The sequence below is a fragment of the Pseudomonas sp. KNUC1026 genome (assembly GCF_021650705.1).
GTDB lineage: Bacteria > Pseudomonadota > Gammaproteobacteria > Pseudomonadales > Pseudomonadaceae > Aquipseudomonas.
Genome location: NZ_CP087138.1, coordinates 580485 through 593232, shown reverse-complemented (window position 1 = coordinate 593232; position 12748 = coordinate 580485). Strand labels below are relative to the sequence as shown.

The window sequence follows — 12748 nt, the reverse complement described above, 5'->3', positions numbered from 1 at the left end:
CAAGCCAGTTTTCCGCCTGGGCCGGGCGGTGCATCCCGGGGGATAGAGAATGAATGGCAAATAGCATTTCTTGGGATAAGGCTTGATGGCGTGCAGGTCGGTGGAGGTCATCAGCGTTCTCGGAAGTTGGGTTACTCAAACAACGCCACGGCCCTGCACCAGGCAGCGTCCGCTTTGTCGAGTTTTATGGGGAAGCAACTGACTTTGAAACCGCGGGGCCGGGGCAAATCGCCCAGGTTGGCCAACCGCTCTATCTGCGCATAGGGTGTGTCACGCCCTATGAAATGCGCAGGCCACAACGTCGATGCATTGCCACTGGCGAGGTAGCTGTCGATCATCTGTGTAAAGGGTGCGTCGAAGCTGAAGGCGTCGGTGCCAATCACCTTGACCCCTTGCGCGATCAGCCAGGTGATCGCCTCGGGGCTGAAGTAACGGTATTGGCAGAAGTACTCGCGCGAGCCATACAGCGCGTCGGCGCCGGTGCGCACCAGGGCGATCTCGCCCGGCTTGAACACGTGCCCCGCCCGCTGCGCCGCCTGCTCAAGCTCCAGCGCATCGATCCGGCCAGCGCCTGCGCTGACATCCAGCAGCACGCCGTCCCCATAGAACTGCTCCAGGGGCAGGTCGGTGATGGTGGGCGGCTCGGCGGCCCCTTCCCTCCAACCGTAATGCCAGGGTGAGTCGATATGAGTGCCGGTATGGGTCGACAGCCGATAACTCATCAACGACAACCCCATGCGGTCCGGGAACTGGCTCGGTTCTATCAGCAGGTGGCGTCGAAACACCCGCGCATACAGGCGTGATAGCCAGTGCTTGCACGTGAAATACAGGTAACTCCTGCCCAGCATTCGAGCGCCCTCGACATGGCCGATGACCTTGTGCTCGATAGGCTCGGGCTCCCAGTCGGTGGCGCGGATCGCCACGCTCAGGTCGATGACCTTCATTGGCTGGCCCCCGCAAGGTTGCTGTAGCGCAATTGCACGACACGCGGCATCGGCACACCGCGCCGGCGGGAGAAGACAGCGATGTAGTGGGCTGAAAACACGGCTGAGTAGGTGTGGGCCTGAGCGGCGGCCGGCTGCGGTTGCGCAAGCCGCTGATGCAAGGTCTGGCCGGTGTGCTTGATCTCGGCTTCAAGGCGCGACCAGCGCAAGTGACCTTCAAGTGCCCGCAGTGGCGCCGGCAAAGGCTGGCCAGGGCCTGGCGGAAATGCGTGCGGGAAATGCTCGGCCAGCGCGGCAAGGTCTACCGGCCCGCCCAGTTGTTCCAGGTCGATACCCACCGCCTGATTGCCAACATAGAATGCGAACCAGCGGCCGGAATGGCTACTGCTGATGGATGTTCCGGCTCCCGAAGGCAACGCCTGTTCGATCAATTGCCGAGCACGGCGGCGCAGCGCGAACAATCGGCGCCGCTGCGGCACCGCCATCTGCTCGTAGCGTTGGCGGCTGGCGGCGTCCAGGCAGCTTTCATCACAGTGGTCGTGAGGCTCGAACTCGACGATCCAGATGCACCCCTCATGGCCGGTACGCATCAGTAGTTACCCAGGCCGCCGCACACGTTCAGGGCCTGCGCGGTGACCGAGCCGGCCAGGGGCGAGGCCAGGTACACCACCATGCCCGCCACTTCTTCGGGGTTGACATAACGCCCGGTTGGAATGCGCTGTTCGACGCGCTGGCGGGTTTCAGCCTCATCGGTACCCCACAGCGCGGCGTAGTGCTGGCGAACGCGGGCGGCCATGTCGCTTTCGACGAAACCCGGGCACACCGCGTTGACCGTGATACCGCTGCCGTTACGCGCCAGCTCCAGGCCCAGCGACTTGCTGAACCCCACCAGGCCATGCTTGGAAGCCGAATAGGGTGCACCGTGCAACACGCCCTGCTTGCCGCCGGTGGAGGCGATGTTGATGATCCTGCCACCCGCCGCCACGCGGTCGCGCTGGAGCGCCTCGCGGGTGACATAAAACGCACCGTTGAGGTTCGTCGCAATAACAGCCTGCCAAAGCTCATCGGTTACCTGGGCGGTGATGCCGCCTCCGGAAATGCCGGCGCCGTTGACCAGTACCTGAAGCGTCCAACCATGGGTGTCGACCCAGCCGAACAACTCCCTGACCTGCTCCGGCTCACTCACATCGCAACTGAACACCTCGACACTGCGCGCGGGGTGGCGCTCGGCAAGCTCGGCCCGCGCGGTTTCAAGGCGCGGCTGGCTCCGGCCGGCCAGGATCAGGTCGTGGCCTTGAGCGGCCAGGGCGTGAGCGATAGCCAGGCCAATGCCGGAGGCGCCACCGGTAATCAATGCAATCCGTTCCATGGTCAAGCTTCCTTGAGTGCAACAGTGGGAATATCGATTTCGAACGCGGAGATGGGCTCGCCCTCACACAAGGTGGTCGGGCCGAGGCGGCGAACACCGTAACGTGAACGGCGCAGCAACTTTTCAATACCGGGAGGCGAGACAGTCAGCAACTTTCGGGCGCCCATGGAGCGTGCGTACGACAAACAATGATCCAGCAGTTCTTCGGTACCGTATCGCCCGCGTTGAATAGCCGCCGATGCGGTGAACGCAAAGCGCGAGAGTTCCCAAGTGTCGGCGCGGCGTGGCAGAGGATTGCCACCAGTCAGATGCGGGAATACTTCACTCAACAAATAAGGCTCGGTCGTTTTCAATAACCGCGCCACACCCACGATGTGTTCCTGATCATCGGTAGCAATGACATAGACCGTATTGTCGCGGTCGAACTGGTCTATTTCATGCCCCGCCGGAGTCTCGAGCGACCAGCCCAGCCGCTCGATGAATACAGCGTGGCGGTAACTGGCCATCTTCTGCCGAAGAGTCTCGGACAACTGATGCCATGCGGCAGTGATGTACTCCATGACGTCCACGTCCATTGTGCGCTGGTGTGGCCGCTATTAGAGTTACTTTGCGGAAAGGGTATAACTACCGGTTCTGGTAGTTTTTCAAGAGATTGCAACGAAACTTGCCGCAGGTCATAAAAATATTTCACAACGATGATTGTTTTCTGGCAATTTGAAGCGATAACTTTCGCCCTGTTATCAAAAAGATCAGATTGTGAATTCGGCTACGGAGCGTTGTGCCTGAAAACCTGGGAAAAGCAGCGGGCCGGCCAGCGAGCGCCGTATGGGGCCCTGCGCAGCCAGCCTCTCGATAGCCGCGAGGGATAGTGCGAGCCGCAGCGAGGCGGTCAGGCGTTGGCCGCGCCGGGGCTGGAGCGCAGCTTGATCGGCTCGCGCGCATCACCTACAGGCACATGGTCAAGCCCGACCATTTCCTCATGCACCGCCGGCTGCACCAGGAAGAACGGCACCTCCGGCACGCTGGCCAGTACCTTGCGTGCCTCTTCCACCGAGGCCACGTGGAGGGTATCGCCCTTGTCGTTGAGCACCCGCTCGAGCTGCTCGCCGCGCCGCGCGTGCAGCACGTAGGAACCGCCCTCGACGCTGACCAGTTCCAGTGACTGCACGTCGTTGCTGGCGACAAGCTGAGCCAATTGATGAAGATTCATAGCGGTACCCTCGATGGCCTGATTTAACTCCGAGGGGCAAAAGGCTGTGCAAGTTTCATCGCCCTGAGCTCATGCCGCCGGCCGCTATCCCTGGGTGAGCGGCGCGGTACTCACGCGGCGTGAAGCCGGTCAAGGCGCGAAACTGCCGGCTGAACGCACTGTGGTCGGTGTAGCCGCACTGCAGCGCCACCTCGGTGATCGGCAGCGCTGTGCACAGCAGGCGGTGCGCGTGTTCGAGCCTGACCTTGTGGATCATCTGCCGCGGTGTGAGATGAAACACGCGTTTGCAATAGCGCTCAAGCTGGGCGACGGAAAGCCCGGCGACGGCGGTGAGCTCCTTGAGCGTGACCGGCCGCTGAAAATGCTCGCGAATGTACTCATCTACCGCTGCCAGGCGCTGGTAGGCCGGGTGGGTGGCGGCGGCGGCCTGCAGATCGACCGACGTGCCGGCAAGGCCCATGACGCGGCCCTGGCGGTCGAGCAGCGGGCGCTTGTGGGTCAGGCACCAGCCCGGTTCTCGGCTGCCGTAAAGGTGCAATTCGAGCTGGTCTTCCAGCACCTCGCCTTGCTCCAGCACGCGGCGGTCCTGCTCGGTGTAGCCGGGGCCGAACCGCGCCGGGAACACCTGCGCGCTGGTCTTGCCCAGCAGCGGCGCCAGGCTTTTGAGCCCGCAGCGCTCGACCAGCGTGCGGTTGGCCAGCACATAGCGGGCCTGTGTGTCCTTGATGAAAAACACTGCGGTCGGGATGGCGTCGAGCAAAGGCAGCACCGCAGCCATGTGCGCGGTGAATTGCTCCAGTGATTCAGGGCGCTGGGCGCACAGCGCCTGAAGCGGGCCGAGGGGCATGGCGGGTCTCCGAAGCGAGCCTGGCCGGCAGCTTGCACGAGCGCTGAGCGTGCGTCCACCCGCGCCGCTGTGCCGATTTCGTCATGTTCGCGAAGCAAAACCCTCAAGCGCTGCGGCCGGGAGGGGTTCATCGTAAGGCCCACAACAATTGAGCCAGGCGCCGCCTGGCCGCTCTGCTCACTGCCTATTCCAAGAACCCACAAAAAAGGCATCGCCATGTCAGTGCAAGGCAAGTTCAAGAAGCAATTGTCATTGACCGACCTCACCTTCATCGGCCTGGGAGCGATCTTCGGCTCTGGCTGGCTGTTCGCAGCCAGCCACGTGTCGGCCATCGCCGGGCCAGCGGGAATTTCTCCTGGCTGCTCGGCGGCTTCGCCGTGCTGCTGCTGGGCATCGTCTATTGCGAGCTGGGCGCCGCACTGCCGCGTGCAGGTGGCGTGGTGCGCTACCCGTTCTATTCGCACGGCCCGCTGCTGGGCTACCTGATGGGGCTGATCACGCTGATCGCGTTCTCAAGCCTGGTGGCTATCGAGGTCGTCGCGTCCCGCCAGTACGCGGCAGCGTGGTTTCCGGGCCTCACCCGCAGCGGCTCCAGCGACCCTACCGTGCTGGGCTGGCTGATGCAGTTCGCGCTGCTGTGCCTGTTCTTCTGGCTCAACTACCGCAGCGTGAAAACCTTCGCCAAAGCCAACAACCTGATCAGCGTGTTCAAGTTCGTGGTGCCGCTGCTGGTGATCGTGGTGCTGTTCACCTTCTTTACCCCCGCCAACTTCACCAGCGCAGGCTTTGCGCCGTTCGGGCTGTCGGGGGTGGAAATGGCAGTGTCGGCGGGCGGCGTGATCTTCGCCTATCTGGGGCTCACGCCGATCATTTCGGTCGCCAGCGAAGTGCACAACCCGCAGCGCACCATTCCGCTGGCGCTGATCCTGTCGGTGTTGCTGTCCACGGCGATCTACGTGCTGCTGCAAATCGCCTTCCTCGGCGGCATCCCCAGCCAGATGCTCGAAAGCGGCTGGGCCAACATGGGCAAGGCACTGGCGCTGCCCTACCGCGACATCGCCCTGGCATTGGGCGTCGCGTGGCTCGCCTGGTTGGTGGTGGCCGATGCGGTGATCAGCCCCAGCGGCTGCGGCAACATCTACATGAACGCGACGCCCAGGGTGATCTATGGCTGGGCGCAGACCGGCACCTTCTTCAAGCTGTTCACCCGCATCGACGCCGAATCCGGCATCCCGCGCCCGGCACTGTGGCTCACTTTCGGGCTGTCGGTGTTCTGGACCCTGCCCTTCCCCTCCTGGGAAGCGTTGATCAACGTGGTGTCGGCGGCGCTGATGCTCAGCTACGCGGTGGCACCGGTGTCGGTGGCGGCGCTGCGCCGTAGTGCCCGGAGCTGCCGCGGCCGTTTCGTGTGCGGGGCCTGGCATTGATGGGGCCGTTGTCGTTCATCATCGCCGCGCTGATCGTGTACTGGTCGGGCTGGGCGACGGTGTCGTGGTTGCTGAGCCTGCAGATCGTGTTGTTCGTGATCTACCTGCTGTGTGGCCGGCTAGTGCCTACCGCTCACATCAGCCTGAGCCAACAGGTGCGCAGCTCGGCCTGGCTGATCGGTTTCTACGCCGTGACCATCGTGCTCTCTTGGCTAGGCAGCTTCGGCGGCCTGGGCGTGATCGGCCACCCGCTGGACACCGTGGTGGTGGCCGCCTGCGCGCTGGCCATCTATTACTGGGGTGCAGCCACCGGGATACCTGCGCATCAATTGCAACTGGACACCGACGACGACGAGGCCACCGAGGTGGCGCCCGCCACTCCTTCACCGCTGCACGCACAACTGCGTTAAGGCCTTTGCCATGAAGACACTGCACGTTATCGACTCCCACACCGGCGGTGAACCCACGCGCCTGGTGATCGAGGGCTTCCCTGCCCTGCAAGGCGCCACCCTCGCCGCCCAGCGCGACGAACTGCGTGAGCACCACGACCATTGGCGCAAGGCCTGCCTGCTGGAGCCGCGTGGCAATGACGTGCTGGTGGGGGCGCTGCTGTGCCCGCCGGTAAGCCCGGGTGCTGCGTGCGGAGTGATCTTCTTCAACAACACCGGGTACCTCGGCATGTGCGGCCACGGCACCATCGGCCTGGTGGCCTCGCTGCACCATCTGGGCCGGCTGGAGCCGGGAGAGCACCTGATCGACACGCCGGTCGGCCCCGTCACCGCCACCCTGCATGCCCGTGGCGAAGTCACACTTGGCAACGTGCCGGCCTGGCGCTATCGCCGGCAGGTGGAAGTACAGGTGCCCGGATACGGCCGCTTTCTTGGCGATGTGGCCTGGGGCGGCAACTGGTTCTTCCTGGTCAACCAGCACGGCGAGGCACTGGCGCTGAGCAACGTCGAGCGGCTGACCGACCTGACCTGGAAGATGCTCGCGGCGCTTCAGGCGCAAGGCATCCACGGCGAAGACGGCGCGATGATCGACCACATCGAGCTGTTCGCGGCCGACCCGAAGGCCGACAGCCGCAATTTCGTGATGTGCCCCGGCAAAGCCTACGACCGCTCGCCGTGCGGCACCGGCACCAGTGCCAAGCTCGCCTGCCTTGCCGCAGACGGCAAGCTGGCCCCCGGCGAGCCGTGGGTGCAGGCGGGCATCACTGGCAGCCAGTTCACCGGCCGCTACCAGCTTTCAGGCGATGAAGCCGGCCACCGCATCCGCCCGTTCATCACCGGCCAGGCCTGGGTGACCGCCGACGCACGCCTGCTGATCGACGACAACGACCCCTTCGCCTGGGGCATCTGATTTTTTCACCTATCGGTTTTCGAGGACACACCATGAGCGACAACATCTTCACCGGCTGCATCCCGGCCCTGATGACCCCCTGCACCGCACAGCGCACGCCCGACTACGACGCACTGGTCGCCAAGGGCCGCGAGCTGATCGATATCGGCATGAGCGCGGTGGTGTACTGCGGCTCGATGGGCGACTGGCCGCTGCTGAGCGAGGCGCAGCGCCAGGAAGGCGTGGGGCGGCTGGTGGCAGCCGGGGTGCCGACCATCGTCGGCACAGGTGCCGTGAACAGCCGCGAAGCGGTGGCCCATGCAGCTCACGCGGCCAAGGTCGGTGCTCACGGGCTGATGGTGATTCCGCGGGTGCTCTCGCGGGGCTCATCGGCCAGCGCGCAGAAGGCGCACTTCGCTGCCATCCTGAGTGCCGCACCGCAGCTGCCGGCGGTGATCTACAACAGCCCCTACTACGGCTTCGCCACGCGCGCCGAGCTCTTCTTCGAGCTGCGCCGGCAGCACCCGAACCTGATCGGCTTCAAGGAATTCGGCGGCGGCGCCGACCTGCGCTACGCCGCCGAGCACATCACCTCCGGCGACCCTGAGGTGACGCTGATGGTCGGGGTGGACACCCAGGTGGTGCATGGATTCGTCAACTGCAACGCCACCGGCGCCATCACCGGCATCGGCAATGCGCTGCCGCGCGAAGTGCTGCAGCTGGTGGCCTTGAGCAAGCAGGCGGCGGCAGGCGATGCCCGGGCGCGGCGCCTGGCCGGTGAGCTGGAACAGGCGCTGGCGGTGTTGTCTTCGTTCGACGAGGGGGCGGACCTGGTGCTGTATTACAAGCATCTGATGGTGCTCAACGGGGATGAGCAATATCGCCTGCATTTCAACGAAAGCGACCGGTTGAGTGAGCCGCAGCGGCATTATGCTGAAACCCAGTATCGGCTGTTCCGTGAGTGGTATGGGCAGTGGGCCGGTGAGCAGGGCCTGGGCTGACCTGATCGGGTCGTCGCGCGGCAAGCCGCCCTCCCACGGGTTCAGACTCCTGGGAGGGCGGCCACGACCTCCTTGAACACTCCTCCTCGGAGCCCCTCATGCCCAACACCCCCGACATCATCGTCATCGGCGCCGGCATCATCGGCGTCACCTGTGCCCTGCAGCTGGCCCGCGAAGGCCTGAAGGTTCAGGTACTCGACCGCCAATCTCCGGGCATGGGCGCCTCTTCGGCAACGCCGGGCACCTGGCCACCGAACAGGTATTCCCGATCGCCGATCTGTCGATCCTCAAGCGCGTGCCGGCCATGCTGCTCGACCCCATGGGGCCGCTGCGGCTGGACTGGCGCTACCTGCCTCGCGCCCTTCCGTGGTTCACCCGGCTGCTGCTGAACCTGCGCCCGGCGCCTTTCGCCCGCACCGTCGAAGGCTTGCGCCTGCTCAACCAGGCCAGCCTGCCGGCGTGGCAACGCTTGCTGGAAAGCATCGGCCACAACGAGCTGCTGCACCTGCAAGGCTCGCTGTTGATGTACGAGAGGTCCGAGTCGCAAGCAGCGTTGCTGGCGCTGCAGCAACGCATGAACCAACAGCAGGTCGCGGTCGAACGTTGGGGCGCCGAACGGCTGCGCAGCACGGCGCCGCAGCTTCATCAGCGGGCAAAGGGCGGGCTGTTCTTTCCAGAGACCGGGCACTTCATCGACCCTTACATCACACTGCTGGCCGTGGTGGAGGCTGCGCGCCAGGCCGGCGTGGATTTCGTCCAGAACGAGGTGCTGGGGGGCCAGGTGCTAGCTGATGGCGTTGTGTTGCACACCCGCAGGGCCAAATGGCCAGCCGCCGCGTACTGATTGCCACTGGCGCGCACTCGGCAGGCCTTGCAAAGCGCCTGGCTGGCCTGCATGTGCCGTTGGACACCGAGCGTGGTTATCACCTGATGTTGCCCCATGAAGCCGGCCGCTTGCCCTTCGCTGTCACCTCATTCGAACGGCGCTTCATCATGACTCCCCTGGCCGGTGGCCTGCGCCTGGCCGGCACGGTGGAGTTTGCGGGTCTTGAACGCCCGCCCAATCATGAGCGCGCCTGGCAGTTGCTGCGTTTGAGCCAAGGGCTGTTCGAAAAGGATTTGAATGCGCAAGGCGCGACGCCATGGATGGGCTTCAGGCCATCGTTGCCCGATTCGCTGCCGGTGATCGACCAGGCCTGCGCGGGCCGGGTGTTGCTGGCATTCGGGCACCAGCATCTGGGGTTGACCCAGGCTGCGGTAACGGCCGAGCTGGTCGGGGCGCTGGCAGCCGGCAAGCCAGCACCCGCAGCGTTCAGGGCCGACCGATTTCAGCCTGGCGCGGCTTGACCCATTTGTACCAGGCGATGCCGAGCAGATACATCCACACCACCCCGGCCACCAGCGCCGGGCGTGATTCCTCGAAGTAGCCCAGCACACCGAAGATGAACAGCATGAAAGCGATCGCCAGCGCCGGTGCCAACGGCCACAGTGGCACCGCGAACTTCAGCGATGCAGCCTCCTGCGCCCCCATGCGCCGGCGCAGGATGAACTGCGACAGCAAAATCATCAGCCACACCCACACGGTGGCGAAGGTGGCCAGCGCAGCGATCAGTTCAAAGGCGTTCTTCGGAATCAGGTAGTTGAGCACCACCCCCACCGCCAGCGCTACGGCCATCACCAGCACCGTAAGCCACGGCACGCCGTTACGCGACACCTGAGCGAAAGCCCGGGGCGCATGGCCCTTGACTGCCAGGCTGTACAACATGCGGCCGGCGCCGAACACATCGCTGTTGATCGCCGACAGCGCTGCGGTGATCACAACCACGTTGAGAATGGCAGCGGCGTAGGTAACGCCGAGCTTGTCGAAGATCAGCACGAAGGGGCTGCCCTGGCTGCCGATCTGCGGCCACGGGAAGATCGCCATCAGCACCAGCAAGGTGAGCACGTAGAACAGCAGAATGCGCAGCGGCACCGCGTTGATCGCTCGCGGCAGGGTACGCTCGGGGTCCTTGGCTTCGCTGGCGGTCACGCCAATGATTTCGATGCCACCGAAGGCGAACACCACCACTGCCAGCGACGCGATCAGCCCGCTGGCTCCATTGGCGAAGAAGCCGCCGTTTTCCCACAGGTTGGCGACGCCCGTGCCCGCCTGAGCCTGGCCCAGGCCGAAAGCCATGATCCACAGCCCGCCCAGGATCATCGCCACAATGGCGCCGACCTTGACGATCGACAGCCAGAATTCCAGCTCGCCGAACACCTTGACCGTGCACAGGTTCAGCGCGCCGATCAGGCAGATGACCGAGAGCACCCAGATCCACTGCGGTACCTCGGGAAACCAGAAGCCCATGTAGATGCCGAACGCCGTGACGTCGGCCAGGCAAACGATGACCATCTCGAAGGCGTAGGTCCAGCCGGTGGAAAAGCCGGCGAACGGCCCCATCGCCTCGGTGGCATAGTCGCCGAACGAGCCAGTCTCGGCACGGCGCAGGGCCATTTCGCCCAAGGCGCGCATCACCATGTAAACGGCGGCGCCAGCGATCAGGTAGGCCAGCAGCACCGATGGCCCGGCTTTCTGGATGGCCGAGGCCGAACCGTAGAACAGGCCGGTGCCAATGGCCGACCCTAATGCGATGAAACGGATATGACGAGCGTTCAGCCCTCGCTTCAATCCTGGCTGTGTACTCATGCAGGCAATCTCCTCTTAGTGTTTGTATTTTAAGAGGAAGCCGCTCCTTCACAGAAGCGGCAGATTGCATTTACAGGCTCGGCAGCAGCGCACTTGGGAGCAGCGGGTTGAGGCAACCACTGGCCAGCAGGGCGCTGGCCGCCTCGATGTCGGGGGCGAAGAAGCGGTCTTCCTGGTAGTACGCGACCTGCGCGCGCAGCAGTGCACGGGCCTGTTCGAGTTTGGGAGAGGTCTTCAGGCCCTTGCGAAAATCCAGGCCCTGGCAGGCGCCCAGCCATTCGATAGCGATGATGCCGCGTACGTTCTCGGTCATCGCCCATAGCCGTTTGCCGGCGTTGGGCGCCATCGACACGTGGTCTTCCTGGTTGGCTGAAGTGGGCAGGCTGTCGACGCTGGCCGGGTGTGCCAGGGCCTTGTTATCGCTGGCCAACGCCGCAGCGGTTACCTGAGCGATCATGAAGCCGGAATTGACTCCACCGTTCTCGACAAGGAAGGGCGGCAGTTGCGACATGTGCCGATCCATCATCAGCGAGATGCGCCGCTCCGAGAGCGCACCGATCTCTGCAATGGCCAGGGCCAGGTTGTCGGCCGCCATGGCCACAGGCTCTGCGTGGAAGTTGCCGCCGGAGATGACATCGCCCTGCTCGGCGAACACCAGCGGGTTGTCGGACACTGCGTTGGCCTCGATCACCAGCACGTCAGCCGCCTGGCGCAATTGAGTGAGGCATGCCCCCATCACCTGCGGCTGGCAACGCAGCGAGTAAGGGTCTTGCACCTTGTCGCAGTTGGCATGGGAGCTGGCCACTTCACTGCTCTCGGTGAGCAGGTCGCGATACGCGGCAGCGGCGTCGATCTGCCCGCGCTGGCCGCGTGCAGCGTGAATGCGCGCGTCGAACGGGGCGCGCGAGCCGAGCATGGCTTCAACGCTGAGCCCGCCGCACACGGTGGCTGCGGCGTAAAGGTCTTCGGCCTCGAACAGCCCGCGCAGTGCATAGGCGGTGGACACCTGGGTGCCGTTGAGCAGTGCCAGGCCTTCTTTGGCCGCGAGCGTCAGGGTGTGAGGCCAGCCACCGCCAGCGCTTCACTCGCCGGCAGCCATTGCCCGTTATGGCGTGCCTTGCCTTCGCCCAGCAGCACCAGCGACATGTGCGCAAGCGGCGCCAGGTCACCGGAGGCACCCACCGAGCCTTTGAGCGGGATGTGCGGGTACACGCGTGCATTGAGCAAGGCCAGCAGGGCATCGATCACCACTGGGCGAATACCTGAGAAACCGCGTGCCAGGCTGTTGATTTTCAGCAGCATGATCAGCCCGACCATGGCGTCGTCCAGTGGCTCGCCGACGCCGGCAGCGTGGGACAGCACCAGTGAGCGCTGGAGTTTTTCAAGGTCGGCCGAGGCGATGCGAGTGGAGGCCAGCAGGCCGAAACCTGTGTTGATGCCGTACGCCGTGCGGCCTTCGGCGACGATGGCTTCGACGCAGGCAACGCTGGCTGCGATGCCGGATACAGCGCTGGCATCCAGAGTGACGGGCTGCGGGTTGAGGTAGAACGCGCGCAATTGGGCGAGGGTCAATGTGCCGGGGATGAGATTAATACCGGTCATGGTTCAGGCTCCTTCTCCGATCAACGGCAGGTCGTGGGCGCTGAATTGCTCATGAGCACACAGGATGCGCAAGCCGCCGCGCGGTGCGGCGTCGAGCCAGAGAGATGGATTGAGCATGGAGAGGGCCTTGTTGTTTTTAATGTATATACATTTACAGTCAACAGGCTGTTTGTCAACGGCCCCACCACGGGCAAGGTATTGAAAAGTGTTATCCGACTCCTGCGCACATCGCCCACGAGCGCTCACAGGCAACGAAGAGATCTGAGTAGAGAAAGGAAAAGAAGCAGCCAGGCAGCGCCCGAAAGAAAACGCAGAAACGAAAAA

General features: G+C 64.1%; 9 protein-coding genes and 3 pseudogenes. 4 read left to right on the top strand and 8 right to left on the bottom strand.

Features of this window, described 5'->3' with window-relative positions; all coding sequences use genetic code 11:
- Positions 1-131 precede the first annotated feature (131 nt).
- The 6 genes from LN139_RS02405 to LN139_RS02380 form a co-directional block, all read right to left on the bottom strand.
- Entirely contained in the window at positions 132-944 is an 813-nt protein-coding gene (locus LN139_RS02405; RefSeq protein ID WP_236358420.1) for a cyclase family protein, read from the bottom strand.
- Positions 941-1534: a hypothetical protein gene (locus tag LN139_RS02400; RefSeq protein WP_236358417.1), complete on the bottom strand. Its 594-nt coding sequence runs from the start codon at positions 1532-1534 to the stop codon at positions 941-943. The genes LN139_RS02405 and LN139_RS02400 overlap by 4 nt, the downstream gene beginning before the upstream one ends.
- Positions 1534-2313 carry an SDR family oxidoreductase gene (locus tag LN139_RS02395; protein ID WP_236358415.1) on the bottom strand — a complete coding sequence of 260 codons (780 nt, stop codon included), beginning with the start codon at positions 2311-2313 and terminating at the stop codon, positions 1534-1536. The genes LN139_RS02400 and LN139_RS02395 overlap by 1 nt, the downstream gene beginning before the upstream one ends.
- A gap of 2 nt (positions 2314-2315) precedes the next feature.
- Entirely contained in the window at positions 2316-2888 is a 573-nt protein-coding gene (locus LN139_RS02390; RefSeq protein WP_236358412.1) for an acyl-homoserine-lactone synthase, read from the bottom strand.
- A gap of 314 nt (positions 2889-3202) precedes the next feature.
- Positions 3203-3523 carry a DUF6482 family protein gene (locus LN139_RS02385; protein ID WP_236358410.1) on the bottom strand — a complete coding sequence of 107 codons (321 nt, stop codon included), beginning with the start codon at positions 3521-3523 and terminating at the stop codon, positions 3203-3205.
- A gap of 55 nt (positions 3524-3578) precedes the next feature.
- Positions 3579-4370, bottom strand: a complete 792-nt coding sequence (locus LN139_RS02380; protein ID WP_236358409.1) for an AraC family transcriptional regulator — start codon at positions 4368-4370, stop codon at positions 3579-3581.
- A gap of 216 nt (positions 4371-4586) precedes the next feature.
- Between LN139_RS02380 and LN139_RS02375 the strand changes: the two are divergent.
- The 4 genes and pseudogenes from LN139_RS02375 (at position 4587) to LN139_RS02360 (ending at position 9483) form a co-directional block, all read left to right on the top strand.
- Positions 4587-6207 (top strand): annotated as a pseudogene (locus tag LN139_RS02375) (APC family permease).
- Positions 6208-6217: 10 nt separating this feature from the next.
- Positions 6218-7156, top strand: coding sequence for a 4-hydroxyproline epimerase (locus tag LN139_RS02370; RefSeq protein WP_236358407.1), 939 nt, complete (start codon positions 6218-6220; stop codon positions 7154-7156).
- Positions 7157-7188: 32 nt separating this feature from the next.
- Complete coding sequence (locus tag LN139_RS02365; RefSeq protein ID WP_236358405.1) at positions 7189-8136, top strand: dihydrodipicolinate synthase family protein; 948 nt, start codon at positions 7189-7191, stop codon at positions 8134-8136.
- A gap of 98 nt (positions 8137-8234) precedes the next feature.
- Positions 8235-9483, top strand: a pseudogene (locus LN139_RS02360) (NAD(P)/FAD-dependent oxidoreductase).
- Here the strand turns inward: LN139_RS02360 and LN139_RS02355 are convergent.
- A complete protein-coding gene (locus LN139_RS02355) occupies positions 9449-10822 on the bottom strand; it encodes an amino acid permease (protein ID WP_236358403.1) in 1374 nt (457 codons plus the stop codon). The pseudogene LN139_RS02360 and the gene LN139_RS02355 overlap by 35 nt on opposite strands.
- Positions 10823-10892: 70 nt before the next feature.
- Positions 10893-12424: pseudogene (hutH, locus tag LN139_RS02350) on the bottom strand (histidine ammonia-lyase).
- Positions 12425-12748: the final 324 nt, after the last annotated feature.